Consider the following 25446-nt stretch of genomic DNA (forward strand, 5'->3'; position numbering starts at 1 on the left):
GTGGACGATGAATCCCTCACGCATTTCGAACGAAGCGGAGGCGCTGCGTGCCGTGGCGCATCCGATGGACGGGTCTTCCAGCGACCATGACGCGCTGCTCGAGCGGATCGGCGATGCGCACTATGTGCTGCTCGGCGAGGCTTCGCACGGCACGCACGAGTTCTATGCGGCGCGCGCGGACATCACGCGGCGCCTCTTGGCCGAGAAAGGCTTCCACGCGGTGGCCATCGAAGGCGACTGGCCCGACGCCTATCGCGCGAACCGCTATGTGCGGGGCGCCGGCGGCGACGCCAATGCGCGCGAAGCGCTCGCGGGCTTCCGGCGCTTTCCGACCTGGATGTGGCGCAACGAGGACGTCGCGAGCTTCATCGAATGGCAGCGCGCCTTCAACGACGCGGGCCCGCCGCAGGGCAAGACCGGCTTCTACGGCCTGGACCTCTACAGCCTGCACGCCTCCATCGAAGCCGTGCTCGACTATTTCGACCGCACCGATCCCGTGGCAGCGCGCAGCGCCCGCGAACGCTACGCATGCTTCGACCGCTTCGGCGACGGCGGCCAGGTGTACGGCCTGATGGCCGGGCTCGGCAACACGCCCTCCTGCCAGCGCGAAGTGGTCGAGATGCTGGTCGAGATGCGCCGCGCCGCCGGCGATGCATGGCGCAGCGGCGGCGCGGCCAATGAGGAAGACGCCTTCAACGCCGAGCAGAACGCGCGCCTCGTCAAGAACGCCGAGGCCTACTACCGCTCGATGTACCTGAGCGACGTGTCCTCCTGGAACCAGCGCGACCGGCACATGGTGGAGACGCTGGGCGAGATCGAGCGCCACCTGTGGCGCGCGAGCGATCGACCGAAGATCGTGGTGTGGGCGCACAACTCGCACCTGGGCGATGCGCGCGCCACCGAGATGGGCGAGCGCCGCGGGGAACTCAACGTGGGCCAGCTGGTGCGCGAACGCCAGGGCCGCGATGCGGTGCTGGTGGGCTTCACCACGCATACCGGCAGCGTGATGGCGGCCTCCGACTGGGGCGCGGCCGCCGAACGCAAGCAGGTGGTCCCCTCGCGCGAGGACAGCTACGAGGGCCTCATGCACGAGACCGGGCTCGAGCGCTTCATGCTGCCGCTGCGTGGCGAGGGAAGCCATTTCTTCGCGCTGCGGGAGCCGCGGCTCGAACGCGCCATTGGCGTCATCTACCGGCCCGAGACCGAACGGCAGAGCCACTATTTCTTCGCGCGGCTGCCGGTGCAGTTCGATGCGCTGCTGCACTTCGACCAGAGCCGCGCGGTCGAGCCGCTGGAGCGCGATGCGGCCGCAACGGACGCGGAGGTGCCCGAGACCTATCCCTCGGGCCAGTAGCCGCGTCGCGTTCACGCGCCGCTTTCACGCACCGATCACTGCGCGACGATCACGCCCTCCAGCGGCTGCAGCACCAGTTCGCCCGCCACCGTTCCGGTGCGCTCAGGATGCGTCGAGGCCAGCACGACCACTTCGCGCGGCAGCAGCTCGGCCGCGATCCGGGTGTCGGAGGTCGAGAAGTTCAGCAGCACGATCAGCCGCCGCGTTCCCGATGCTCTTGCATAGGCCAGCACGTCGTCGCCGGCGTGGAGCTGTTCGTGGGTTCCTTCGTGCAGCGCGGGTTCCTTGCGGCGCAGCGCGATGAGCTTCCTGTAGAGCTGCAGCATCGAGGCCGGATCGGCCAGCTGCGCTTCGACGTTGCGCATGCCCCAGTCGCCGCCCAGGCGCAGCCACGGCGTGCCGTCGGTGAAGCCGGCCATGTGGGCCCGGCTCCATTGCATGGGCGTGCGCTGCGGATCGCGCCCCAGGCCCTTGCCCGGCTCGTTCTTCTCGAACGGGTCCTGCACCTCGTCGGGCGGAATGGGAACGTCGGTCAGGCCGATCTCGTCGCCGTAGTAGAGCGTGGGCGTGCCGCGCAGCGTGAGCAGCAGCATGGCCGCGAGCCGCGCCCGCTCCTGCCCGACACGGCTCGCGATGCGCGGCTTGTCGTGGTTGCCGAGCACCCAGTTGGGCGCCGCGCCGTGAGGCAGCGCCGCTTCGTAGCTGCGCACGATGCGGTCGATCTCGGCCGCATGCCACGGCGCCGCAATGAGCTGAAAATTGAACGGCAGCTGCACGCCCTGCAGCAGGCCTTCCGACGTGAGCCCGTAGTAGGCCATGAGCCGCTCGAGCGGAAGATAAAGCTCGCCGATCAGCACGCGCGCCGAAGCCTCGCTGCTGAACGCATCGACCACGCGGCGCATCTCGAACACGATGTCCTGCATCTCCGGCCGGTCCGTCGTGTAGAGCGCCAGCAGCCGGTGCGAAGGATCCTGCCCCGGCTGGAACGACGGGTTGGGCGGGTTGTCGCGGAACTGGTCGTCCTTGATGAGGTGGTAGAGCACGTCGATGCGGAAACCGTCCACGCCGCGCCGCAGCCAGAAGCGCAGCACCTCGTACATCGCCTCGCGCACCTCGCGGTTGCGCCAGTTGAGGTCGGGCTGCTCCTTCAGGAAGGAGTGGCAGTAGTACTGGCCGCTGGCTTCGTCGAAGGTCCACGCGGGACCGCCGAAATTGCTGAGCCAGTTGTTGGGCGGGCCGCCGCCGGGCGCCGGGTCGCGCCACAGGTACCAGTCGCGCTTGGGGCTCGCACGCGAGGCGCGGCTCTGCACGAACCACGGGTGCTGGTCGGAGGTGTGGTTGGGCACGAAGTCCAGCACCAGCTTCAGGCCGCGCGCCTTGCACTCCGCCGCGAGCGCGTCGAAGTCCTCGAGCGTGCCGAAGCGCGGATCGATGTTGCAGTAGTCGGATATGTCGTACCCGAAGTCGGCCATTGGTGAGGGGTAGATCGGCGATATCCAGACGGCATCCACGCCAAGCTCGACCAGATAATCGAGCCGCTTGCGGATGCCACGCAGGTCGCCGATGCCGTCTCCGTCGCTGTCCTGGAATGAACGCGGATAGATCTGATAGACGATTCCGTTCTTCCACCAAGCATCGGCCGACATCGGGTTTCCTTTCGTGTGTTCCGTGTTTGCGAGGCTCCGATCTTCAGGAGGTTCCCCGGCATGATCAACGACCTTTGGTACAAAAACGCCGTGGTGTATTGCCTCTCCGTGGGAACCTTCATGGACTCCAACGGCGATGGCTGCGGCGACTTCGAGGGGCTGACACGGCGGCTGGAGTACCTTCACGGCCTGGGTGTCACGACCCTGTGGCTGATGCCCTTCCATCCATCGCCGAGGCAGGACGACGGCTACGATGTTTCGGACTTTTACAACGTCGATCCCCGCTTCGGCACGCTCGGCGATTTCGTCGAATTCACGCACTCGGCTTCGCGCCTTGGCATGCGCGTGCTGATGGACCTGGTGGTGAACCACACCTCGGACCAGCACCCGTGGTTCCAGCAGGCACGCAGGGACCGCAAGTCAAAGTATCACAACTGGTATGTGTGGTCCGACAGGAAGCCGGCCCGCTACACCGATGGTGTGGTCTTCCCGGGCGTGCAGAAATCGACCTGGACCTTCGACAAGCTCGCAAGGCGCTGGTACTTCCACCGCTTCTACGAATTCCAGCCCGACCTGAACACCGCCAACCCCGACGTGCAGGCGGAGATCCTGAAGATCATGGGCTTCTGGACCCAGATGGGCGTCTCGGGTTTCCGCATGGACGCCGTGCCCTTCGTGATCGGCGCCAAGGGCCCGAGGGTGGTGCGCCCGACCGAGAAGTTCGACATGCTGCGGCAGTTCCGCGAACTGCTCCAGTGGCGCCGGGGCGACGCGATCATCCTTGCCGAGGCCAACGTGCTGCCCAGCACCAACATGGCCTACTTCGGCGACGAGGGCGAGCGGCTGCACATGATGTTCAACTTCCAGGTCAACCAGCACCTCTTCTATGCGATGGCCGTGGCCGACGCGCGGCCGCTGGCCAAGGCGCTGGAGGCGACCCGGGCGCGCCCCGCGACCTCGCAGTGGGGCATCTTCCTGCGCAACCACGACGAGCTCGACCTGGGCCGCCTGCGGCCCGCGCAGCGCCAGCGCGTGTTCGCCGCCTTCGGCCCCGAAAAGGACATGCAGCTGTACGACCGCGGCATACGCCGCAGGCTGGCACCGATGCTCGGCGGCAACCGGCGGCGCCTCGAGCTGGCCTACAGCCTGATGCTCACCCTGCCCGGCACGCCGGTGGTCCGCTACGGCGACGAGATCGGCATGGGCGACGACCTGAGCCTGCCGGAGCGCAACTGCGCGCGCACGCCGATGCAGTGGTCCACCGAGCGCCAGGGCGGGTTCACCACCTCTTCCAAGCCGGTGCTGCCGGTGATCACGGGCGGTGCCTACGGCTTCGAGCATGTGAACGTGGCGGCGCAGCGGCGCGACCCCGAGTCGCTGCTCAACTGGATGGAACGCGTGTTCCGCATGCGAAAGGAAGTGCCGGAGATCGGCTGGGGCGACTTCGAGGTGGTTCCCAACGAGGAGCGCGCGGCGCTCGTCATGCGCTACGAATGGCGCGGCAACGCGGCGGTCTTCGTGCACAACCTGGGCGACAGCCCGCTGGAAATAAAGCTCGGCGCCAAGGCGCTCGGCAGGCACGGCGGGCAGCTGATCAACCTGCTCTCCAACGCGCACAGCCGCGCCAACTCGAAGGGAAAGCACTGCATGCTGCTGGAGCCCTACGGCTACCGGTGGTTCCGCGTCGGCCCGCTCGACTATCTTCTCAAGCGCGAGGAGATGTGAGGGTGCGCCATGGGCCGGCGGCGCATGCGGGATTGCGCGAAGCGGCCCGTTCCCCGCTTCTGACACACTACGTGACACACTACGTGCAGGCGCAGCGCGGATCTCGTCGCGGTGCACGTCCATGCCAATGAAATTGCCCGGTCTTCGGAACATCCGCATCAGCCTGAACACACGCCTCGGCCTGGGCATCGCCGCGGTCGTCCTGGCGGCCACCCTGGCCATTGCGACGGTCGCCCTGCAGCTGGTCAAGACCAGCATGAAGGCCTCCATCGGAAGCGAGGCCTTCGCCCGCCTGTCGGCCATTGCGAACACCATCGACCAGAAGTTCGTCAGCCGCCGCACGCTGCTGGAGACCTTCGCCGACAGCACGGCGCTCAACGAGTTTCCCGACACGCCGGCGCTGCAGGCCTTTCTCGAAAAGCACCCATCGCTGCGCAAGGCTTTCAGCAACGTCGCCTTCTTCACGGCCGAGGGCGACCTGGTCGCGAGCCTGAGCGGCGCGCAGCAGCCCGGCAAGGTCAACATCAAGGACCGTGCGTACTTCCAGCAAACGCTCGCGGCCCGCGCCGGCGTGATCTCCGAGCCCTACCTCAACCGGCTCACCGGCCTGGCGCAGATCGCCATGACCGAGCCGGTGCTGGACGCCGCCGGCAACGTGCGGTACGTGATCTCGGGCGCCATCAACCTGAAGGACCGGAACATCCTGGGCGAGCTCGCCGACCTGAAATTCGGCGAGACGGGCTACCTGTTCATCACCAGCACGGAAGGCGTGGTGATCGACCATCCGCGCACCGAGCGCATCATCAACCAGACGGGCCTGAAGGGGGTCGGCAATCCCGAGATCGAACGCCCGATCGAAGGCTACGAAGGCGCGACCGAAGGCTTCAACCATGCGGGCGTGCACGGCCTGTACGCCTTCAAGCGCATCCCGCAGACCAACTGGGTGCTGGGGTCCATGTACCCGAGCACGGAAGCCTTCGCCCGGGTCGACGCGATCGAGCGCTCGGCATGGATCGGCACGGTGGTGCTCGCCATGCTCGCGGGGGCCGCGGTGCTGGGCTTCGTGCGCCAGCAGCTCACGCCGCTTCGGCACCTGCACCGGCACATGCTGGACGTGGACAACCCGGCCCTGCAGACGGCCGTGCCGCGCACCTACCGGCACGACGAGATCGGCGATCTCGCGCGCACCTTCGACACGCTGATGCAGCAGCGCAAGTCGAGCGAGAAGTTCCTGCGCGACATCACCGACAACCTGCCCGCGCTGGTGTCGCACGTCGATGCGCAGGGCCGCTACACCTTCGTGAACGCCCCGCTGTGCAGGAAGCTCGACCGCGGCGCAGCCCAGCTGATCGGGCGCACGGTGCAGGACATCGGCGAGGACGAGACGGTGGACGCCGCCGTGCGGCGCGTGCTGGCCGGCGAGGCCGTGAGCTTCGAGAGCCGCGGCGAAGCCAGGCGCGGCGAGGAAGACCGCTACTTCCAGACCGAACTCATCCCCGACCGCGACCAGGCCGGGCAGGTCCGCGGCTACTACGCAATGACCTCCGACGTGACCGAGCGCAAGCGCATCGAATTCAGCCTGGCCCACAGCGAAGCGCAGGTTCGCGTCATTGCAGACAACATCCCGGCGCTGGTCTCGCACGTCGATTCCTCGCTGAGATACACCTTCGTCAATGCCCAGGTGAAGGCACTGCACAAGGACCGGGCCATGGTGGGGCAATTGATGCCGGAGGTTCGCGGCCCGTCGGACTTTGCCATCGTGGCGCAGGCCTACGCGCGCGCGCTGGCCGGCGAGACGGTGGTGGTCGAGAAATCCGGCGATCCGGCGCTGGGCATCGGCGAGCGCACCTTCAAGGCCCACTACATTCCCGACCGCGACGCCAACGGCGTGGTGCAGGGCGTGTTCGCCATGACCTTCGACATCACCGACGAGGTGAACATACGCAAGGCCCTGACCGAGCAGGAGAAGCGGCTGCGCGACGTGACCGACAGCATCCCCGCGCTGGTGGGCTATTTCGACAGCAAAGAGAACTGCCTCTTCGCCAACAGCCGCGCGCGGCAGATGGCGGGGCTGGGCAGCGGCCCGCTCGAGAACGTCACGCTGCGCTCGGCGCTGGGCAAGGCAGTGCACCGTCAGATCCGGCCCTATCTTCCGCTGGTGCGCGAGGGCAAGTCGGTGCGCTTTCCGGTGCATGCACCGCTGCATGGAAAGGATGGCTTCTTCCAGGTCAACCTGGTGGCCGACATGGACCCGCAGGGCGGGCTCGTGGGTTTCTATCTCATGACCTTCAACATCACCGCGCTCAAGCGCGCGGAGCTGCGGCAGGCCGAAAGCGAAAGGCGCCTGCGCACCATCACCGACAACCTGCCGGCACTCATCACCTACATCGACCGCGACGAGAACATCACCTTCGCCAATGCCACCTACCGCGAATGGCTCGGCGTGGAGCCGGCCGAGATCCTGGGCCGCCACGTCGGCGACGTCGCGGGCCCCGAGCTGTATCTCTCGCGCAAGGCCATGATCGCGCGCGCACTGGCCGGCGAGCGCGTGGAGTTCGAGGCGCAGACCAGGACCAAGGGCGCCGACCGCACCACCCGCGTGAGCTACGTGCCCGACATCGGCCCCGACGGCAGCACGCGCGGCATCTTCTCGCTGAGCCTGGACATCAGCGCCCTGAAGGCGGTGGAGCGCAAGCTGATCGACCTGGCGCGCATCGACACCCTCACCGGCCTCGCGAACCGGCTCGCCTTCAACGAGTTCCTGCCTGGCGCCATCGCCCGCGCGCAGCGTTCGGGCAATGCGCTGGCGGTGCTGTTCCTCGACATCGACTACTTCAAGACCATCAACGACACGCTCGGCCATGCCACAGGCGACGGCGTGCTGGTGGAATATGCGCAGCGCCTGCTGGCCAGCGTGCGAAGCACCGACACCGTGGCGCGGCTGGCGGGCGACGAGTTCGTGGTCGTGCTGGAGAACGTGCACACGCGGGAAGCCGCCGTGGCCGTCGCGCGGAAGATCGTGGAACGGGTGGGCACCGTCCCCTTCGAGCTGGACGGCCGCAGCCTGAACGTGACGACCAGCATCGGCATTGCCTTCCACCAGGCCGCGGACGCCTCGGCCGGCGCCGCCGACCTGCTGGCACGCGCCGATGCCGCGCTCTATCGCGCCAAGGCCGCGGGGCGCAACACCTTCGGCTTCTCCGATTGAGAACTTTGGTAGTGGTTGCCCATCGCCAATGCAGGTGGCGAGGCACGCATTCCTGCTGACAAGCGCGCCCTGGCGGCCTCAGAATCCCCTTCACAGGAGAAACCATTTCATGTCCCCCACCGAAGTCGTCACGCCCGAGCAATTGCTGCACGCACTGGAAGTCCAGAGCCGCATGCCCATCCTGCGCATCGGCCAGGCCCTGATGGCGCTGGGCATGCTCACGGAAGAGCAGCTGCGCGCCGGCCTCGAGCAGCAGCAGCTGGACCGCAGCGTGCCGCTGGGCGAGACGCTGGTGCGCATGGGCGTGGTGACTCGGGCCCAGTTGCAGGCGGCACTGGTGCGCAAGATGGGCTACCCGCTCGTGAACCTGCACGAGTTCCCGGTGGCCGTGGACGCGCTGCGCACCATCAGCCATGCCGTGGCCCGCCGCCTGCAGGTGATGCCGCTCATGATCCACGACGGGCGCCTCATCCTTGCGCTCGACGATCCGGCCAGCCGCCACGCGGCCATCGACGAAGTGGAGTTCATCTCCCAGAGGAAGGTGGTGCCGGTGATCGGCGAATGCCTGGTGCTGGACACCGTGCTCTACAAGGCCTACGGCAAGATCGGCACCGAATCGGCCGACCCGACCGTCGTGCACGATCCCTCGCGGCCGCTGGACTTCGACTTGGGCGGCGCGGGCCTCGGCAGCAGCCCCGGCCCGGGCACCAGCCTGGGCACCAGCGACCTGCTGGTCACGCTCGAGAAAGAGCGCCCTGCACCGGCCATCGAGGAGACGGCCATCGAGCAGTCGGACAACTCGCTGGTGCGGATGATCAACAGCATGATCGTGGATGCGCACCGCGAAGGCGTGTCGGACATCCACATCGAGAGCTATCCGGGCAAGGAAAAGACCCGCATCCGGTTTCGCCGCGACGGGCGGCTGCACACCCACCTGGAGCTGCCGGCCAGCTACCGCAACGCGGTGGTCGCGCGCGTGAAGATCATGTGCGACCTGGACATCAGCGAAAAGCGCAAGCCCCAGGACGGCAAGATCAACTTCGCCAAGTACTCGCCGCAGCACCGCATCGAGCTGCGCGTGGCCACCATCCCCACGGCCAACGGGCTGGAAGACGTGGTGATGCGCATCCTGGCCTCGGCCAAGCCGATTGCGCTGGACAAGCTCGGGCTCTCGCCGCGCAATCTCTCGGAGCTCACCAAGGCGGTGGAGCGCCCCTACGGCATGGTGCTGTGCGTCGGGCCCACGGGCTCGGGCAAGACCACCACGCTGCATTCGGCCCTGATGCACATCAACACGCCGGAGCGGAAGATCTGGACCGCCGAAGACCCGATCGAGATCACCCAGCCCGGCCTGCGCCAGGTGCAGGTGAATCCGCGCATCGACTGGACCTTTGCCAAGGCGCTGCGGGCCTTCGTGCGCGCCGATCCCGACGTGATCATGGTCGGCGAGATCCGCGACGAGGAAACGGCCAAGACGGCGATCGAGGCCTCGCTCACGGGCCACCTGGTGCTTTCCACGCTGCACACCAACAGCGCGCCCGAAACCGTGACGCGGCTGCTGGACATGGGCATGGACCCCTTCAACTTCGCGGACTCGCTGCTCGCGGTGCTGGCGCAGCGCCTGGTGCGGCGCCTGTGCAGCCACTGCCTGCAGAGCCGCCCCATGCGCCCCGAGGAAGTCGAGGAGCTGCTGGCCGACTACATGCACGCGTTCGCGGGTCAGGAGACGCCGGCCGAACGCGAGGCCGTGCGCAGCGGCTGGCTCGGCCAGCACGGCCGCGACGGCCGGCTGCAGGCCTTTTCGAGCCCCGGATGCACGCATTGCGACAACACCGGCTTCAGCGGCCGCGTCGGCATCCACGAGCTGATGGTGATCTCCAGGACGCTGCGGCGCCTGGTGCAAAGCGGCGCGCGCGCCGAGGAACTGCAGGAAGCCGCCCTGCGCGAGGGCATGCGCACGCTGCGCCAGGACGGCATCGGCAAGGTCCTGTCGGGGCAGACCACCATCGAGGAAGTCCGCGCAACCAGCAACGCCTGAGCTGCTGCAGTCTCAGGCCGCGTCCCACGCCACGGCCGGCAGCATGGCGATGCCGGGCCTGGCAAACAGGAAGCCCTGGAACAGGTCCACGCCCAGCGCCCGGAGCGCATGGACCTCTTCCGAGGCCTCGACGCCTTCGGCCACCACGCGGATGCCGAGTTCGCCGCAGGTGCCCACGAAGCCCTTCACGATGCTGAGCCGGACCGCGTCGTTGTGGATGTTGCGCACCAGGCCCATGTCGATCTTCACCACGTCGGGCTGGAAGCCCGCCAGCAGCTCGAAGCCCGCATAGGCGGCGCCGAAGTCGTCGATGGCGGAGGTGAAGCCGTAGTCCTTGTAGGTGCGGAACACCGACGCCAGCGCGGGCAGGTCCGCCACGCGTTCGCCTTCGGTGATCTCGAACATCAGGTGGTCCACCGGAAAGTTGCAGCGCTGCGCGGCCAGCATGGCGGTGTGGAAGCACTCGTCCTGATGCCCCGCCACGTCGTTGGGCAGGATGTTGAGGCTCAGCCGCGACTCCATGCCCAGCGCCGAAGCGGTTTCGATGGCCTTCACGCGGCAGGCCTCGTGGAAGGCGAAGCGCAGCCGCGGGTTCACGCGCGAGAGCACCTCGAAGGCGCCCTCTCCCGAGGTGCCGCGCACCAGGGCTTCGTGCGCGAACACTTCGCGCCGCTGGAAATCCACGATCGGCTGGAAAGCCATGACGAACCCGCTGTCGAAGCCGGGAAAGCAGGCATCCGCCGTTGTTCCGATGGTCACTGGAGTGGATCTCGCGGGAAAGGGGACGCGTCGTTCAGGCGGCTTGATAAGTACGTAAATGTAACCCCTTTGTTCACAACCGCCTCCTTTGATCAACCGGCGGGCAGGTCGAGCAGGGCCCAGGCCGGCGCGTGGTCGCTCGCTCCAGGGCGCCCGCGCACCTCGCGGTCCACGTTCGCATCGGCCAGAAAGGGTGCGAGCTCGCGGTTGAGCAGCAGGTGGTCGATGCGCAGGCCCGCATTGCGCGGCCAGCGGTTGCGCCAGTAGTCCCAGTAGGTGTAGATCGCCTCGCGGGGGTGGCGCGTGCGGATCGCGTCGGTCCATCCCTGCTTCAGCAGGCGGGCGAAGGCCGCGCGGCTTTCCGGCTGCAGCAGCGCATCGTCCTGCCATGAAGCCGGGTTGTAGATGTCCGCATCGGTGGGCACCACGTTGAAGTCGCCGGCCAGCACCGCCGGCATGCCGCAGCCGTAGAGAAGGCGCGCATGGGCGTTGAGCCGCTCGAACCATTCGAGCTTGTAGTCGAACTTGGGGCCGGGCTGCGGATTGCCGTTGGGCAGGTACAGGCAGCCGACGATCACGCCGTTCACCACCGCTTCGAGATAGCGGCTCTGGCTGTCCTCGGAGTTGCCGTCGAGTCCGCGGCCGGTTTCGATCGGCTCCCTGCCTCGCGCAAGAATGGCCACGCCGTTCCATGCGCGCTGGCCATGGAACAGCACGCCATAGCCCGCTTCGCGGATGGCCGCAGCCGGAAAATTCTCGTCCGGGGATTTCAGCTCCTGCAGGCAGGCCACGTCCGGGCGGGCTTCGGCCAGCCAGGACAGCACAAGCGCAAGCCGGCTGTTGATGCCATTGACGTTGAAGGTCGCGATCTTCATGCGTGGCCGATCATGGCCCCAAAGCCCACCGGCCCATGTCGGAGAACACGCCCTGCGGACCCTCAGGCGGCCCGCACGCCTTTTTCGTACCAGCCCTGCGACCGGTTGACCACCGAAACCACCAGCAGCATCACCGGCACCTCGATCAGCACGCCCACCACCGTGGCCAGCGCAGCGCCCGACTGGAAGCCGAACAGGCTGATCGCCGTGGCCACCGCGAGCTCGAAGAAATTGCTCGCGCCGATCAGCGCCGACGGGCCGGCCACGCAGTGCGCCACGCCCAGCCTGCGGTTGAGCACGTAGGCCAGCCCCGAGTTCAGGAACACCTGGATCAGAATCGGCACCGCGAGCAGCGCAATCACCAGCGGCTGCCGGAGGATGGCTTCGCCCTGGAAGGCGAACAGCAGCACCAGCGTGAGCAGCAGCGCCGAGATCGACCACGGCCCGAGCCGCGCCGCCACCGCCTGGAAGCGGGCCGTGCCCTTCTTGAGCAAGTGCTTGCGCAGCAGCTGCGCAATGACCACCGGCACCACGATGTACAGGCCCACCGAGGTCAAGAGCGTGTCCCAGGGCACCGTGATCGACGACAACCCGAGCAAGAGCGCAACCACCGGCGCGAAGGCCACCACCATGATCGCGTCGTTGAGCGCCACCTGCGACAGCGTGAAGTACGGGTCGCCCCTGCACAGCTGGCTCCACACGAACACCATCGCCGTGCAGGGCGCCGCCGCCAGCAGGATCAGGCCCGCGATGTAGCTGTCGAGCTGCGTGGGCGGAAGCAGCGGCGCGAACACGTGGCGGATGAAGATCCAGCCCAGCAGCGCCATCGAGAACGGCTTCACGGCCCAGTTGATGAAGAGCGTGACGCCGATGCCGCGCCAATGCGCCTTCACCTGCCCGAGCGCCGCGAAGTCGATCTTCAGCAGCATCGGGATGATCATCACCCAGATCAGCACGCCCACCGGCACGTTGACCTTGGCCACCTCGAGCGACGCAATGCCGCGGAACACGCCCGGCAGCCACTGGCCCAGCGCAATGCCCGCCACGATGCACAGCGCGACCCACACCGTGAGGTAGCGCTCGAAGAAGCCGACGGCGGGCGGCGCTGCGGGCGGTGCAGCAGCGGCGGGAGTGGCGGCGGGATTCAGCACGACGCGCAAGCCTGCGGCAGGCAAGCCTCGCCCTGGCAGCAGTTTTCGGTGAGGTAGCCGATGAGTGCGTTCATCTGCCCGAAGGCCGCGCGGTAGATCAGGTTGCGGCCGCTGCGCTCCTGCGTCACCAGCCCCGAATGGGCCAGCTCCTTCAGGTGGAACGAGAGGCTGGTGGCCGGCACGTCGAGCGCCTCGACCAGCGCGCCGGGCGTGAGCCCCGCAGGGCCCGCCACCACCAGCGCGCGGAACACCTGCAGGCGCACCGGCTGGGCCAGCGCGGCCAGGGATCTCACGATGTCTTGTTCTTCCATATTTCAATAATAGTTGCATAATTGCAAGAATGCAATCGACCCGCCCCTCCATCACCATCTTTCACAACCCTGCGTGCGGCACTTCGCGCAACACGCTGGCGATGATCCGCAACAGCGGCGAAGAGCCCCGCGTCATCGAATACCTGAAGACCCCGCCCACCCGGGAAACGCTGCGCGAACTGCTCGCCGCCATGGCCATGGCCCCGCGCGCGCTGCTGCGCCGCAAGGGCACGCCGTACGACGAACTCGGGCTCGACGATCCCAAATGGTCGGACGAACAACTGCTCGACTTCATGCTCGCGCATCCGATCCTCATCAACCGCCCCATCGTGGTCACGCCGATCGGCACGCGCCTGTGCCGGCCTTCGGAAGCGGTGCTCGACATCCTGCCCTCGCCGCAAAAAGGCCCGTTCACCAAGGAAGACGGCGAGCTGGTCATCGATGCGGAGGGCCGCCGTGTCGAACGCGCTGCCTGAGCTTCCGAACATCGACGCCGGGCTGTTCGACCGGCCTTCGCCCGAACGCTTCTCCCATGCGGCACCGGCACGCCACGCACCGCGCTTCCTGCTGCTGTACGGCTCGCTGCGCGAGCGCTCCTACAGCCGGCTGCTGACCGAAGAGGCCGCGCGGCTGCTGCGGGCCATGGGCGGCGAAACGCGCATCTTCGATCCGGCCGGCCTGCCGCTGCCCGACAGCGCGCCCGACGACCATCCCAAGGTGCAGGAGCTGCGCGAGCTCGCGCAATGGGCCGAAGGCATGGTGTGGTGCTCGCCCGAGCGACACGGCGCCATGACCGGCATCATGAAGGCGCAGATCGACTGGATTCCGCTGAGCATGGGCGCCGTGCGGCCCACGCAGGGCAAGACGCTGGCCGTCATGCAGGTGTCGGGCGGATCGCAGTCGTTCAACGCGGTGAACCAGCTGCGCGTGCTCGGGCGCTGGATGCGCATGCTGACCATCCCCAACCAGTCGTCGGTCGCCAAGGCCTTCCTGGAGTTCGACGAGGCCGGGCGGATGAAGCCCTCCGCCTACTACGAGCGGGTGGTCGACGTGATGGAGGAACTGATGAAGTTCACCCTGCTCACGCGCGATGCGGCCGCCTACCTTGTCGACCGCTACAGCGAGCGCAGGGAAAGCGCCGAGCAGCTTTCCAGGCGCGTGAACCAGCGCGCGATCTGAAGCCTTGCCGCGCGGCGTCCTACGCCCGCATGCAGGCCGTCCGACACCGCCGCGCCGCGGCCGCGCTAACCTGGGTTCACGCAAGGAGGTTTGCATGAGCCCATCGAAGTCGAAAGAGGATCGCGCCCCGCGGCTGGTGCGGCCCGCATCGAGCCGGCGCGTACCGGCAACCCAAAAATCCGAAGGCCCCGTGGCCACGCCCAAGGTCAACGAGGGCGCATCGCTTGGCAAGTCCGCCAACTCCAGCGCCGGCGGCGCCGCGGGGCAATTGACGCCCAAGGACTGAGGCGCCGCGGCCGGGTCCTGCTTGGCCCGACAATCGGCGCCCATGAATGCCAAGCCTTCGACGACGGCAGCGACCCCGCCCGGTCCAGCGCCGTCCCTGCCGCGCCCCATCCGTGTCGCGGCCTCCCTGATCCTCCTGCGCGACGGCGCGGGCGGCATGGAAGTGCTGCTGCTGCGCCGCGCCGAGAAGGCCGACGACCAGAACAGCGGCGCCAGCGTGTTTCCGGGCGGCGTGGTCGATGCGCACGACCGCCGCCTGCACCTGATGTGCAGGGGCCTGGACGACGCCGCGGCCAGCGCGCGCCTGGGCCTGCCTGAAGGCGGCCTCGACTACTACGCCGCCGCGGTGCGCGAATGCTTCGAGGAAGCGGGCGTCCTGTTCGCAAGCGATGCCGAAGGCCGCCTGGTCGAACTCGACGGGCTGCCGCCGAGCCGGCTCGAAGCCATGCGCCATGCCGCCGAGCAAGGCACCGATGCGCTGCTTGCCATGTGCGAGGCACAGGGCTGGCGCCTTGCGATGGACCGGCTCGCCTATTTCAGCCATTGGCTCACGCCGCCCGGCATGCCGCGCCGCTTCGACACCCGCTTCTTCATTGCGCAGATGCCGCCGGCCCAGTCCGTGAAGCCCGATGGCCGCGAGACCGTGGCGCACATGTGGCTCAAGCCCGCGGAGGCGGCGCACCCGCGCAGCGGCCTCAAGCTGATGAACGTGACGCGGCGCACGCTCGAAGAGCTCGCAGGCTTCGGCAGCGCCGCCGACTGCATGGCCCATGCGCGGGCGCTGACGCGGATCGTGCTGAACATGCCGCGCCTGGCCGACGGGCCCGCGGGCCGCCGCGCGGTGAACATCGACGAAGCCGCCTACGACGAGATCGGCCACCTCGACCCTGAAGGCAAGGGCCATGCGCACTACGCGCTCGAGCCCGGCCTGGTCACGCGGCTGTCGGCGCGCGTGGTGCGCGTGGCGGGCGCGGCCGATTCGCAGCACGGCTATTTCGTCGGCGGCGAAGGCGGCCACTGGGCATGGATCGATCCTCCGCCGCACGGCCTGGCGCGGGACGCGGCGCCGGGGCAGGTGAAGTGGCTGCTCTGGACCGCGGCGGGCATGCAGCCCTCGGCCGCGGCGCTCGATGCGCTTCGATCGGCCTGGCCCGATGCCGCCGTGCTGCGGCCGCAGCCCGGGGACACGCTGCGCCTTGCGGGCGCCACGCTGCACGTCAGTCAAGCGGCCGGTCAGGGCGAGCCCGCGCGCCAGTTCCTGCTGGCCGAGGACCGCATGCTGTTCACCGGCCGCGCCGCGGTGTCCGCCGCGCACGCCACCGGCGACGCCGAATGGATCGCGCCGGCCAGCGGCTTCATCTTCCGCGTGCCGCGCTAGCGCAAGCTCTCACAGCCGGCCGATGGCGGCCTTGAGTTCCTCGAGCGAAGCGGGCTTGGGCAGGTGCGCGTTGAAGCCCGCCTCCAGCGCCCGGCGTGCATCGGCGCGGCGGCCGAAGCCGGACATCGCGATCGAAGGCAGCTCGCGCGTGGCCGGACGCCGCCGCACCTCGGCAATGAACTGGTAGCCGTCCATCTCGGGCATGCCGAGGTCCGACACCAGCAGGTCGTAGCTGTTCGCCTCGAGCAGCTCCAGCCCCTTCTTCGCGCTCTGGGCGACGTCGACGATGGCGCCTTCGAGCCGCAGCACCTCGGCGAACGGGGCCAGCGCATCGGCGTAGTCGTCCACGGCGAGCACGCGCCAGCCGCTGAGGCTGACTTCGGCCTGGGCCTTCTGGTCCGCCAGCGGCTCGGCCACCGTTCCCACGCGCGGCAGCCACACGCTGAACTCGGCGCCCTGCCCCAGCCCCGCCGAATGCACCTCGACGCGGCCGCCGTGCGCCCGCGACAGCTCCTGGACCAGCGCCAGGCCAATGCCCAGGCCGCCGTTGGGCGGCGTCACCTCGGTGTCGGCCTGGTTGAACATGCCGAACACGTGCGGCAGGAATTCCGGTGCAATGCCGCAGCCCGTGTCGCTGACCGTGAGCCGGCCGAAGCCCTCGCCGGCCGCGGCAACACGCACCGCGATGCGCCCGCCCTCGGGCGTGAACTTGACCGCATTGCTCAGCAGGTTCCAGGCGATCTGCTCGATGCGCACGCGATCGCCGTCGCAGACCACGCCAGCCTCGCAGTCCAGATCGAGCGCCAGGTTCTTGCCCGCCGCGCCGCTCACGGCGGCTTGCGCCACCGCCTGCACCAGTTCGCCCAGCTCGACCGCCACGCGATTGAGCCGCAGCTTGCCGGTGCGGATGCGCGAGAGATCGAGCAGGTCGTTGATGATGCGCGTCTGGCTCGCCACGGCGCGCTTGATGGTCTCGCCCACGCGCCGCACGGCCGGGTTCTCGGCGGTGCCCGGCGCGTGCATCAGCAGCTCGGCATTCATCTGGATCAGGTTGAGCGGCTGCTTCAGTTCGTGCGACATCACGGCCAGGAACCTGTCCTTGAGCTCGTTGGCCATCTGCGCGCTGAGGCTGGCCTTCTTTTCCTTGAACAGGCGGTGCTCCTGCGCGAGTTCATGCTGCTTGGTGCCCGTCATGTCGCGCGCGATCTTGGCAAAGCCGCCGCCCGCGGCCGCCTCCAGCGAAGTGGTGACGCCGCTGCAGAAGAAGCGGCTGCCGTCCTTGCGCTGGTGCCAGCGCTCGTCCTCGGCGCGGCCCAGTTCGAGCGCGCGGCGCATCTCGCCCTCGGGCACGCCGTTTGCGCGGTCCTCGGCGGTGAAGATGATCGCGAGCGGCTTGCGCAGCATTTCGTCTTCCGCGTAGCCGAAGATGCGCTGCGCGCCCGCGTTCCAGCTGGTGATCAGGCCCTGCTCGTCGGCCGTGATGATGGCGAAGTCGCGCGTGGTGGCCGCCACCAGCCGCAGCCGCTCTTCCCCCGCGCGCACCCGCTCCTCGGCGGCGCGCAGGTCGGTGATGTCGAAGAAGTTGAGGATCGCGCCTTCGATCCTGTCTTCCGCCGTGCGGTACGGAAGTATCCGGGCCAGGAAGTGCCGCCCGTCCACGCTGGTCACGTGCCGTTCGCTGGCGCGCAGCTCCTTGAAGGCAGCCGCCGTGTCGTCCGCCAGTTGGGGATAGTCGAGCCGGCTCGTGATGTCGAACAGCGAACGCCCGAGGTCCGACGAGATCAGGTTGAACAGGCTGCTCGCATGCGGCGTGAAGCGCTTGACGTGCATGCCGCGGTCCACGAAAACCGTGGCGATCTCGGACGAGGCAATCAGGTTCTGCAGGTCGTCGTTGATGTGGCCGCGCTCTTCCACCTTCAGCTTGAGCTCGAAGTTGACGGTCACGAGCTCCTCGTTCATCGACTGCAGCTCTTCCTTGCTGGTTTCCAGTTCTTCCGTGGCCGAGCGCAGTTCCTCGTTGATGGCCTGCAGTTCCTCGTTGGAGGCCTTGAGCTCCTCGGTCGAGGTTTCGGAGGTCTCGATGGTGTCCTGCAGATGCAGCTTGAGCTGGCGGATCTCGTCTTCCATCTTGCCGATGAGCTGCTCGCGCGCCGCATGGGCCGGCTCGCCGCCTTCGGGGCGCATGCTCTCCTCGATCTCGTCGAACACCACCAGCGTGAGCTGCTGGGCGCCTGCCTTCTTCTCGTCGTCGGTCTGCTGCAGCGGCCGCACGGTGATGTTGAGAAACACCTGCCGGCCGTCGCCGCGCTTCTGCATGAGCCGCGTCTCCACGCTGCGGTTGGTCTGCGCGGCCTTGAAGAGCGCGGTCCGCAGCTCCAGCCGCAGGTCGGGCCGCACGTTGTTCAGCAGGTTGTTCGACGGTTCGCCGCCGGGCCGCTCGAGGAAGCGGCCCACGCCGGTGGACAGGTGCAGCACGTCGTGGTCGGCGTTGATGAGCACGCTGGGCGGCGAGAACTGCTCCAGCGCGCGCTGGTGCAGCTCGGCAAAGCTCAGGCGCTCGCTGCGCTTTTGCGCACGCAGCGCCTGCATCGAGCCCGTGGCCCCGGGCTTGGCCGGCGCATCGCTGATGAGGGGCACGTGGCGCCCCGGCGAGAGTTCGGGATTGACGCGGTAGATGCGGTTCTTCTTGTCGACGGAAGTGAACAGGCTGCCCGCCACGTCGATCGATTCCGAAGTGCCCAGGAACAGGTAGCCGCCGGGCCTGAGCGCAATGCGGAACATCTCCAGCACATGCCCCTGGGCCGCGCGGTCGAGATAGATCAGGAGATTGCGGCAGCAGATGACGTCCAGCCGAGAGAACGGCGGATCGCGCAGCAGGTTGTGCACTGCAAACAGCACCGGCTCGCGCACCGAAGTGGCCACGCGGTACTGGTCCTGGTCGGCCACGAAGAACTGCCGCAGCCGCGAAGGCGAGATGTCCTCCGCGATGCCGCGGGCGTAGAGGCCCCGGCGCGCCACGGCAATCGCACGCTCGTCGATGTCGGTGGCAAAGACCTGGATGTCCAGCGGCTTGGACTGCCGGTCGACCTGTTCGCGCAGCAGCATGCTCAGCGAATAGGCCTCCTCGCCGGTGGCGCAGCCCGCCACCCAGGCGCGCACCTGCTCGCCGGGCTGCTTGCTCTCGATCAGCGCGGGAAGCGCCTCGCGCTCGAGGGCTTCGAAGGCGTCGGGATCGCGAAAGAAGTTGGTCACGCTGATGAGCATGTCCTGCAGCAGCGGCGCCGCTTCCTCGGGGTGATTGCGCAGGAAGTCGCGATAGGCCGGCAGGTCGGCCAGCCGGTTCACCTGCAGCCGGCGCTCCAGCCGGCGCAGCACCGTGGCCCGCTTGTAATGGCGGAAATCGTGCCGCGTGTAGGTGCGCAGGAGGCCCATGACCTCCTGCAGCGCCTGCTCTGCCAGGCTGGCTTCCGTGCCGCTGTCGGGTGCCGGCGCAGCCCGGCCCGCCGGCTCGTCGTAAGGCAGGCGGATGTGCTGCGCATTGCGCCACAGTTCGACCAGCCATCGCCCCATGTCGGCCACCGGCAGCACGATGTCGACCATGCCGGTGGCGATGGCTGCGTGCGGCATGGCGTCGTGCGCCGCATCGCCGGGCGCCTGCGCCAAGGCAATGCCGCCGTGCTCCTTTACGCGGGTGAGGCCGACCGCCCCATCGCTGCCCATGCCCGACATCACGATGCAGACGGCCCGCTCCCTGTGGACCTCGGCCATGGTGCGAAAGAACAGGTCGATCTCCATGTGCGGCCCCGCGACGCGGCGGCTGGCGGCCACCTGCAGGTGGCCGTCGTTCATCGTCAGCGCCACACCCGGCGGAATCACGTAGACGTGGTTGGCCTCGACCGGCGTCGGCTGGTCGACCTGCGCGACCGGCATCCGGGTGGCGCGCTGCAGGATGTCGGCGGCGCTGCTCTCGTGTTCGGGCGAGAGATGCAGGATGACGACAAAGGCCATGCCCGCATCGGAGGGCATGTTCTCGAAAAAGCGGATCAGCGCTTCCAGCCCGCCCGCGGACGCGCCGATGCCAACGACCGGGAATCCCAGCGCACTTGGCGCAAGCTCGCCTTTGTCGGTGGCAGAAGACGGTGGCGGATTCGATTGGGGCATTGGAATCTTTGCGGACCGGAGCCTCCGGTCCTGCGGTGCGCGGCGTTCGATCCTCAAATTTTGCCACTGCTCCTACAAATGGCAGCGGCGCATCTTGCCGGGGCCGGCGGACTGCCCGACGGCACGTCGTCCGACGCCTTGCATCGCGCCCGCCGCCTAGCTTTGGCGCGATTCAACTCGAGCACTCTACGCCTTCACGCCCAAGGAGCATTCGCAATGAACACGCAGGACGCAGCCGCCGGGAGCGGCACCGAGGAACCGGGCATCGACTTGAACTACAGGGGCTGGCACTTCAAGTACGGTGCGCAGCGCACCGGCCCGGGCGTATACCGCCCCGTGGTCGTGTGCCTCGGCCGGAGACACGGCGCGGAGCAAAAAGAAACGCTGCCCAACGACACCGACGAGATCGCCTATGCCACCGAGGCGGAGGCGCTGCGGCATGCGGAGCAGCAGGCGATGCGCTGGGTGCACGACCGCACCGGCGATGGCCAGGGTCAGCTCTGACGCAGGCTTTCTGGCATTGCCCGGCATCCCCGCAAGGGCACCCGTCCGCCCATGTAGTCTGTGCTGTCGCAGCACACGAGAAAGCTTCCTACGCGGCGCGCCCGGCCTCCGTCCGAATCTTCTTCGACACCACATTGGGCCGAGGTCGTTCCGCGAAAAAGTGAAGGAACATCCATGACCGCATTGGACCTGTTGAACCTGGATGTACTGCTCGCGCGCAGCGTGCTGCTGCGCGCCGACTACATGCACGTGCAGAGCCGCATCCGCGACGCGATGTCGCGCCATCGGCTCGCTGCCGGCAGCCTCCCGGCGGACGAGGACTTCGGCGAGCTCACCCGCGCCATGAGCCGTTCGCTCTCGGCCGACGCGCGCTACCTCTGCACGCTGTCGGCCATGGTGCGCGGCATCATCGAGCGGGCCAAGGCCGAGGCCTGAGCACCGCTCGCCCGCGCCTGTCTTTTCGCGACAGGAAGCCGAGCCGCCGTCCGACAGTTCGCGCCGCCGCACCGGCGCAGCGTTGCCGGCATGAAGCCCTCCAGACAAGTCAAGTCCGACGAACGCGACAACGCGCGCGTGTTCCGCTGGGGCATCGGCGCGGCCATCTTCGTTTTCATCCTGGCGCTGGCCTACAACTTCCTGACGCAGACGCGCGAGGAAGGGCCGGTCAAGCCGTCGACGCCGACGCAGACCCAGAGCGCGCCGCAGACGGCGCCGGCTAACCCACCGCCGGGCAAATAGCGCATCGGCCGCGGCCGGCCCGGTGCCTACCCCAGCCCGAGCTGCCCGCGCATGGCCCTCGTGCGCTCGATGGCCATGCCCAGCAGCTTCAGCGCCACCTGCGGGTGCTGCTCGCAAAGCCCGCGCATGGCCGCCACGGGAATCAGGTAGACCGACGAAGCCTCGGCCGCCACCAGCGTGTGCTTTGCCTGGTAGCGGTTTTCGCCGAGCGAAGGGCCAAGGAAGAAGTCGTGCTGGCAGATCAGGTCGGTGACGACGTCGGCGCCGCTCGCGCGTCCGTGGCTCACCACCTGGAGCAGCCCGCTCGCCACGCAATAGACCCGGTCGGTCCACTCGCCAGAGGCAAGAACGGTTTCATCGCACTGGTAGGCGCGCAGTTCGCTGGCCTCGTCCAATGCCGTGCGGTCCGCATGCGGCAGATCGGCGACCAGGGTATGCAAGTACATGACCGAATGGTCGCCGAAGCCACTGCAGAGTGCATTCCCATGAATTGGGTATCCGGTGCAGGAAAGCCACGGCGCCGCCTCAAGCCGCGGACTTCACCCTGGCCGCGCGCCGCAGGCATTCGATCAGCTGCTGCGTGCTGGGCGTGCGCCGGCGCCCGCGCATGGTGATGAGGCCCACCGGCGGCAGCTCGATCGGCACCTTGAGCGCCAGCACCTTGAGCATGCCCTGCTGCTGGAAATGCCGCGCCACCGAGCGCGCCATGAAGGCCACCGCATCGCGCTGCTGCAAAAAGCTGATCTGCGCGAGGAACGAGGCCGATTCGATGATGTCCGCCGGCGGATGCACGCCGTCGCGAAAGAACATCTGGTCGAGCTTCACGCGCAGCGAGGCCCAGGGCGGCGGCATCACGCAGTGCTCCCTGGCCAGGTCGGCCCAGCCCAGGCGGCGCTTTGCGGCCAGCGGGTGCCCCGGGCGCACCACCGCCTGCATGGGCTCGGCAAGCAGCGCCTCGGTCTCGAGGTCGGGCGCGGCGTAGCCGGGTTCCAGCCGCCCGACGAACAGGTCGAGCTCGCCCAGGCGCAGCTTGGGCAACAGGCGCGTGAGGTCGCCCTCTTCCACCAGCACCGTGGTCTGCGAGGAGTTGGCCTTGAGCATCTCGACCGCGCGCGCCAGCAGCACCGGCATGGCCACCACCATGGCGCCCACGCTGGTGCGGCCCGCGGCGCCGCTGGCCACGGCGGCGATCTCGTCGCGCGTGCGGTCGTAGTCGGCCAGCACCGAGCGCGCGAAGCGCACCACGCTCTCGCCATAGGGCGTGGGCTCGGTGCCGCGCGTGGAGCGCTCGAACAGCGCCAGGCCGAACATGCGCTCGATTTCCACCAGCGACTTGGACACCGCCGGCTGCGTGACCGACAGGAACTCGGCCGCGCGGCCCAGGTGGCGGAACTGGTCGAGCGCCACCAGCATCTGCAGGTGGCGCAACTTGAGGTTGGAACGCAGGACGCGGTCGATCTGGCTCATCGTGGTGTGTGCGGCTGTTTCCTCTTCATAACCTCCGGGCTATGAAGAGAGTCCGCTATTTCATTGGATTGCAATGATTGTCTACTGAAGAATGCGCCCAGCTTTCTCGAACAACAATCGTCGGAGACACACGCATGACCTTGCATCGCACCCTGCAGCGGCGCCAACTGGTGCTGGGCGGCCTTGGCGCCGCCGCGCTCGCCACCGCCACCGGCCGCGCCTTCGCGGCCGACTACCCGGAGCGCCCCATTACCTTCATCTGCCCGTGGCCCGCCGGCGGCACGGCCGACCGCTCGATGCGCGCCATCTGCCAGATTGCAGCGCGCGAGCTCGGCCAGCCCATTGCGCTGGAGAACCGCGCCGGCGCCTCGGGAATGATCGGCACCAAGGCACTGGCCTCGGCCCGGCCGGACGGCTACACCATCGGGCAGATCCCCATCTCGGTGACGCGCTTCGCGCAGATCGGCACCGTGCAGATCGATCCGCTCAAGGACCTGAGCTACCTCGCGCGCACCTCGGGCCAGACCTTCGGCATCGCGGTGCCGGCCAGTTCGCCCTTCAAGTCGCTGCGCGACATGGTGGCGCAGGCCAAGGCCAAGCCGGGCGTCGTCAGCTACGCGCATGCGGGCGTGGGCGGCGCCACCCACGTGGGCATGGAGCAGTTCGCGCAGGCGGCCGGCGTCAAGTTCAACGCCATTGCCTACAAGGGCGGCTCGGCCGCGCTGCAGGATGTGCTGGGCGAACAGGTCGACATGCTGGCCGACAGCAGCTCCTGGGCGCCGCACGTCGAAAGCGGCAAGCTGCGGCTGCTCGCGACCTGGGGCGAGGCGCGCACGCCGCGCTTCAAGGACACGCCCACGCTCAAGGAGCTGGGCTACGACGTGGTGGTGGAAGCACCCAACGGCATCGGCGCGCCGCGCGGCCTGCCGCCCGCGGTGGAAAAGAAGCTGCGCGATGCGTTCCGCGTGGCCGTTGCCAGCGAGGAATTCAAGAAGGTGGCCGACAGCATCGATGCGCCGGTCATGTACCAGGACGGCCCCGAGTACCGCAAGTACGTCGAAGCCGTCTACCGCCAGGAGACCGAGCTGATCCGCAAGCTCAATCTCAAGGAACTGATGGAGAAAGGTTGATGGCCGACAGCCCCCTGCTTCGCCTGCACCCGCACGACAACGTGCTGGTTGCCAAGACGCCCATCGCCCTCGGCGAAACGATTGCCGAGTTTGGCGTGCGGGCGCGCGCGCAGATTCCCGCGGGGCACAAGATTGCGTCGCGCGCCATTGCGGCCGGCGAGCAGGTGAAGAAGTACGACACCGTCATTGGCGTGGCCTCGCGCGACCTGGAGGCGGGCGACTACGTGCACAGCCACAACCTCACGCTGGTCGACTCCTACCGCGACCCGGCCTTCTGCCAGGACCTGCGACCGGTGGCCTATGTGCCCGAGGCCGAGCGCGCCACCTTCATGGGCTTTGTGCGGGCCGACGGCCGCGTGGGCACGCGCAACTTCATCGGCATTTTGTCGTCGGTCAACTGCTCGGCCACCGTCATCAAGCGCATTGCCGCGCACTTCACGCCCGAGCGCCTGGCGGCCTTTCCCAACGTGGACGGCGTGGCCGCGTTTGCGCAGACCAGCGGCTGCGGCATGTCGTCGCCGAGCGAGCACTTCGACGTGCTGCGGCGCACCTTGGCCGGCTATGCGCGCCATCCCAACCTGGCCGGCGTGCTGATCGTGGGCCTGGGCTGCGAGCGCAACCAGGTCGATGCGCTGGTCGACTCTCAGGGCCTGAAGCAGGGCCGCCTGATGCGCACGATGGTCATGCAGGAGGTGGGCGGCACGCGCCAGACCATCGAGGCCGGCATCCGCGCCGTGGAAGAAATGCTGCCCGAGGCCAACGCGGCCGAGCGCACCCGCGTGGGCGCCAACCACCTGAAGATCGGCCTGGAGTGCGGCGGCTCCGACGGCTTCTCGGGCATCACGGCCAACCCCGCACTGGGTGCCGCCATGGACGTGCTGGTGCGCCACGGCGGCACCGCCATTCTTTCGGAAACGCCCGAGATCCACGGCGTCGAATTCATGCTCACGCGGCGCGCCGCCACGCCCGAGGTCGGCCAGAAGCTGCTCGACCGGCTGGCCTGGTGGGAGCGCTATGCGGCCGGCCAGAACGCGCAGTTCAACGGCGTGGTGGGGCACGGCAACCAGGCCGGCGGGCTGGCCAACATCTTCGAGAAATCGCTGGGCTCGGCCATGAAGGGCGGCACCACGCCGCTGCAGGCCGTGTACGAATACGCGGAGCCGATCGACCAGGCCGGCTTCGTCTTCATGGATTCGCCGGGCTACGACCCGGTGGCCGTGACCGGGCAGATCGCGAGCGGCGCGCAGCTGATCTGCTTCACCACCGGGCGCGGCTCGATGTTCGGCAGCAAGCCCGCGCCGACCATCAAGCTGGCCAGCAACACGCCGATGTTCAAGCGCCTCGAGGAGGACATGGACATCAACTGCGGCGTGGTGATGGACGGCGAACTCTCGGTGCCCGAACTCGGCCAGCAGATCTTCGAGCAGATATTGCGCCATGCCTCCGGCGAGCGGACACGCAGCGAAGCGCTGGGCCTGGGCGACCATGAATTCGTGCCGTGGCACCTGGGCATCGTCAGCTGACTTTCTTTTGATAC

General features: G+C 68.2%; 21 protein-coding genes. 13 read left to right on the forward strand and 8 right to left on the reverse strand.

Annotation, left to right across the window (positions count from 1 at the left end):
• Window positions 1-7 precede the first annotated feature (7 nt).
• On the forward strand, window positions 8-1354 hold the full coding sequence (locus VPA02S_RS02635; protein WP_062361919.1) for an erythromycin esterase family protein: 1347 nt from the start codon (window positions 8-10) through the stop codon (window positions 1352-1354).
• A 35-nt stretch (window positions 1355-1389) separates the two neighbouring features.
• Here VPA02S_RS02635 and VPA02S_RS02640 read toward each other — a convergent pair whose 3' ends face one another.
• Window positions 1390-3000 (reverse strand): alpha-amylase family glycosyl hydrolase, encoded by a 1611-nt coding sequence (locus VPA02S_RS02640; RefSeq protein ID WP_062361922.1) that lies wholly within the window; start codon window positions 2998-3000, stop codon window positions 1390-1392.
• A 60-nt stretch (window positions 3001-3060) separates the two neighbouring features.
• Between VPA02S_RS02640 and VPA02S_RS02645 the strand changes: the two genes are divergently transcribed.
• The 3 genes from VPA02S_RS02645 to VPA02S_RS02655 all read left to right on the forward strand — a co-directional run bounded on the left by VPA02S_RS02645 (window position 3061) and on the right by VPA02S_RS02655 (window position 9971).
• Complete coding sequence (locus VPA02S_RS02645; RefSeq protein ID WP_062361924.1) at window positions 3061-4725, forward strand: alpha-amylase family protein; 1665 nt, start codon at window positions 3061-3063, stop codon at window positions 4723-4725.
• 121 nt (window positions 4726-4846) lie between these two features.
• Entirely contained in the window at window positions 4847-7933 is a 3087-nt protein-coding gene (locus VPA02S_RS02650; RefSeq protein ID WP_244883344.1) for a sensor domain-containing diguanylate cyclase, read from the forward strand.
• A gap of 109 nt (window positions 7934-8042) precedes the next feature.
• Window positions 8043-9971, forward strand: coding sequence for a GspE/PulE family protein (locus VPA02S_RS02655; protein WP_062361930.1), 1929 nt, complete (start codon window positions 8043-8045; stop codon window positions 9969-9971).
• 12 nt (window positions 9972-9983) lie between these two features.
• Here VPA02S_RS02655 and VPA02S_RS02660 read toward each other — a convergent pair whose 3' ends face one another.
• From VPA02S_RS02660 to VPA02S_RS02675, 4 genes are all read right to left on the reverse strand, one after another.
• Window positions 9984-10730, reverse strand: coding sequence for an EAL domain-containing protein (locus tag VPA02S_RS02660; RefSeq protein ID WP_012747097.1), 747 nt, complete (start codon window positions 10728-10730; stop codon window positions 9984-9986).
• Between the two features lie 92 nt (window positions 10731-10822).
• Window positions 10823-11605 (reverse strand): exodeoxyribonuclease III, encoded by a 783-nt coding sequence (locus VPA02S_RS02665; RefSeq protein ID WP_012747096.1) that lies wholly within the window; start codon window positions 11603-11605, stop codon window positions 10823-10825.
• A gap of 62 nt (window positions 11606-11667) precedes the next feature.
• Complete coding sequence (gene arsB / locus VPA02S_RS02670; protein WP_155736545.1) at window positions 11668-12756, reverse strand: ACR3 family arsenite efflux transporter; 1089 nt, start codon at window positions 12754-12756, stop codon at window positions 11668-11670.
• Window positions 12750-13067 (reverse strand): ArsR/SmtB family transcription factor, encoded by a 318-nt coding sequence (locus tag VPA02S_RS02675; RefSeq protein WP_062361932.1) that lies wholly within the window; start codon window positions 13065-13067, stop codon window positions 12750-12752. Before VPA02S_RS02675 ends, arsB begins: the two co-directional genes overlap by 7 nt.
• A 29-nt stretch (window positions 13068-13096) precedes the next feature.
• On the opposite strand from VPA02S_RS02675, the gene arsC reads away from it, so the two are divergent.
• The 4 genes from arsC (at window position 13097) to VPA02S_RS02690 (ending at window position 15909) form a co-directional block, all read left to right on the forward strand.
• Window positions 13097-13543, forward strand: a complete 447-nt coding sequence (gene arsC, locus VPA02S_RS02680; protein WP_062361935.1) for an arsenate reductase (glutaredoxin) — start codon at window positions 13097-13099, stop codon at window positions 13541-13543.
• Window positions 13509-14246, forward strand: coding sequence for an arsenical resistance protein ArsH (arsH, locus tag VPA02S_RS02685; RefSeq protein ID WP_062361938.1), 738 nt, complete (start codon window positions 13509-13511; stop codon window positions 14244-14246). The genes arsC and arsH overlap by 35 nt, the downstream gene beginning before the upstream one ends.
• A gap of 94 nt (window positions 14247-14340) precedes the next feature.
• On the forward strand, window positions 14341-14532 hold the full coding sequence (locus VPA02S_RS31650) for a hypothetical protein (protein ID WP_155736546.1): 192 nt from the start codon (window positions 14341-14343) through the stop codon (window positions 14530-14532).
• 42 nt (window positions 14533-14574) lie between these two features.
• Window positions 14575-15909: an NUDIX hydrolase gene (locus tag VPA02S_RS02690; RefSeq protein ID WP_244883345.1), complete on the forward strand. Its 1335-nt coding sequence runs from the start codon at window positions 14575-14577 to the stop codon at window positions 15907-15909.
• Window positions 15910-15918: 9 nt separating this feature from the next.
• Here the strand turns inward: VPA02S_RS02690 and VPA02S_RS02695 are convergent, their stop codons facing one another.
• Window positions 15919-20070 (reverse strand): CheR family methyltransferase, encoded by a 4152-nt coding sequence (locus VPA02S_RS02695; protein WP_062361941.1) that lies wholly within the window; start codon window positions 20068-20070, stop codon window positions 15919-15921.
• Between the two features lie 216 nt (window positions 20071-20286).
• On the opposite strand from VPA02S_RS02695, the gene VPA02S_RS02700 reads away from it, so the two are divergent.
• From VPA02S_RS02700 to VPA02S_RS02710, 3 genes are all read left to right on the forward strand, one after another.
• Window positions 20287-20574: an NUDIX hydrolase gene (locus tag VPA02S_RS02700; RefSeq protein ID WP_062361944.1), complete on the forward strand. Its 288-nt coding sequence runs from the start codon at window positions 20287-20289 to the stop codon at window positions 20572-20574.
• A gap of 174 nt (window positions 20575-20748) precedes the next feature.
• On the forward strand, window positions 20749-21009 hold the full coding sequence (locus VPA02S_RS02705) for a hypothetical protein (RefSeq protein WP_062361947.1): 261 nt from the start codon (window positions 20749-20751) through the stop codon (window positions 21007-21009).
• A gap of 90 nt (window positions 21010-21099) precedes the next feature.
• The gene (locus VPA02S_RS02710; protein ID WP_062361949.1) at window positions 21100-21312 is read left to right on the forward strand and encodes a hypothetical protein; all 213 of its coding nucleotides are present in this window, start codon (window positions 21100-21102) and stop codon (window positions 21310-21312) included.
• A gap of 26 nt (window positions 21313-21338) precedes the next feature.
• Here VPA02S_RS02710 and VPA02S_RS02715 read toward each other — a convergent pair whose 3' ends face one another.
• Together VPA02S_RS02715 and VPA02S_RS02720 are read right to left on the reverse strand one after the other, a co-directional pair.
• Complete coding sequence (locus VPA02S_RS02715; RefSeq protein ID WP_062361951.1) at window positions 21339-21758, reverse strand: Crp/Fnr family transcriptional regulator; 420 nt, start codon at window positions 21756-21758, stop codon at window positions 21339-21341.
• Window positions 21759-21837: 79 nt separating this feature from the next.
• On the reverse strand, window positions 21838-22779 hold the full coding sequence (locus VPA02S_RS02720) for a LysR substrate-binding domain-containing protein (RefSeq protein WP_062361954.1): 942 nt from the start codon (window positions 22777-22779) through the stop codon (window positions 21838-21840).
• Window positions 22780-22913: 134 nt separating this feature from the next.
• Here VPA02S_RS02720 and VPA02S_RS02725 point away from each other — a divergent pair, with 134 nt between their 5' ends.
• Together VPA02S_RS02725 and VPA02S_RS02730 are read left to right on the forward strand one after the other, a co-directional pair.
• Window positions 22914-23909: a tripartite tricarboxylate transporter substrate binding protein gene (locus tag VPA02S_RS02725; RefSeq protein WP_012747086.1), complete on the forward strand. Its 996-nt coding sequence runs from the start codon at window positions 22914-22916 to the stop codon at window positions 23907-23909.
• Window positions 23909-25432: a UxaA family hydrolase gene (locus VPA02S_RS02730; protein WP_062361958.1), complete on the forward strand. Its 1524-nt coding sequence runs from the start codon at window positions 23909-23911 to the stop codon at window positions 25430-25432. Before VPA02S_RS02725 ends, VPA02S_RS02730 begins: the two co-directional genes overlap by 1 nt.
• Window positions 25433-25446 lie beyond the last annotated feature (14 nt).

The sequence above is a fragment of the Variovorax paradoxus NBRC 15149 genome (genome assembly GCF_001591365.1).
In the GTDB taxonomy this organism is placed as follows: Bacteria; Pseudomonadota; Gammaproteobacteria; order Burkholderiales; family Burkholderiaceae_C; genus Variovorax; species Variovorax paradoxus.

Excerpts from the sequence above, each read along its gene's own strand:
- VPA02S_RS02695 (WP_062361941.1), bottom strand. The coding sequence starts at position 20,070 with ATGCCCCAATCGAATCCGCCACCGTCTTCTGCCACCGACAAAGGCGAG.
- VPA02S_RS02720 (WP_062361954.1), bottom strand. The coding sequence starts at position 22,779 with ATGAGCCAGATCGACCGCGTCCTGCGTTCCAACCTCAAGTTGCGCCAC.
- VPA02S_RS02730 (WP_062361958.1), top strand. The coding sequence starts at position 23,909 with ATGGCCGACAGCCCCCTGCTTCGCCTGCACCCGCACGACAACGTGCTG.
- arsC (WP_062361935.1), top strand. The coding sequence starts at position 13,097 with ATGCAATCGACCCGCCCCTCCATCACCATCTTTCACAACCCTGCGTGC.
- VPA02S_RS02715 (WP_062361951.1), bottom strand. The coding sequence starts at position 21,758 with ATGTACTTGCATACCCTGGTCGCCGATCTGCCGCATGCGGACCGCACG.
- VPA02S_RS02655 (WP_062361930.1), top strand. The coding sequence starts at position 8,043 with ATGTCCCCCACCGAAGTCGTCACGCCCGAGCAATTGCTGCACGCACTG.
- VPA02S_RS31650 (WP_155736546.1), top strand. The coding sequence starts at position 14,341 with ATGAGCCCATCGAAGTCGAAAGAGGATCGCGCCCCGCGGCTGGTGCGG.
- VPA02S_RS02705 (WP_062361947.1), top strand. The coding sequence starts at position 20,749 with ATGACCGCATTGGACCTGTTGAACCTGGATGTACTGCTCGCGCGCAGC.
- VPA02S_RS02675 (WP_062361932.1), bottom strand. The coding sequence starts at position 13,067 with ATGGAAGAACAAGACATCGTGAGATCCCTGGCCGCGCTGGCCCAGCCG.
- arsH (WP_062361938.1), top strand. The coding sequence starts at position 13,509 with ATGCGGAGGGCCGCCGTGTCGAACGCGCTGCCTGAGCTTCCGAACATC.
- VPA02S_RS02710 (WP_062361949.1), top strand. The coding sequence starts at position 21,100 with ATGAAGCCCTCCAGACAAGTCAAGTCCGACGAACGCGACAACGCGCGC.
- VPA02S_RS02665 (WP_012747096.1), bottom strand. The coding sequence starts at position 11,605 with ATGAAGATCGCGACCTTCAACGTCAATGGCATCAACAGCCGGCTTGCG.
- VPA02S_RS02690 (WP_244883345.1), top strand. The coding sequence starts at position 14,575 with ATGAATGCCAAGCCTTCGACGACGGCAGCGACCCCGCCCGGTCCAGCG.
- VPA02S_RS02640 (WP_062361922.1), bottom strand. The coding sequence starts at position 3,000 with ATGTCGGCCGATGCTTGGTGGAAGAACGGAATCGTCTATCAGATCTAT.
- VPA02S_RS02635 (WP_062361919.1), top strand. The coding sequence starts at position 8 with ATGAATCCCTCACGCATTTCGAACGAAGCGGAGGCGCTGCGTGCCGTG.
- VPA02S_RS02650 (WP_244883344.1), top strand. The coding sequence starts at position 4,847 with ATGCCAATGAAATTGCCCGGTCTTCGGAACATCCGCATCAGCCTGAAC.
- VPA02S_RS02725 (WP_012747086.1), top strand. The coding sequence starts at position 22,914 with ATGACCTTGCATCGCACCCTGCAGCGGCGCCAACTGGTGCTGGGCGGC.
- VPA02S_RS02645 (WP_062361924.1), top strand. The coding sequence starts at position 3,061 with ATGATCAACGACCTTTGGTACAAAAACGCCGTGGTGTATTGCCTCTCC.
- VPA02S_RS02700 (WP_062361944.1), top strand. The coding sequence starts at position 20,287 with ATGAACACGCAGGACGCAGCCGCCGGGAGCGGCACCGAGGAACCGGGC.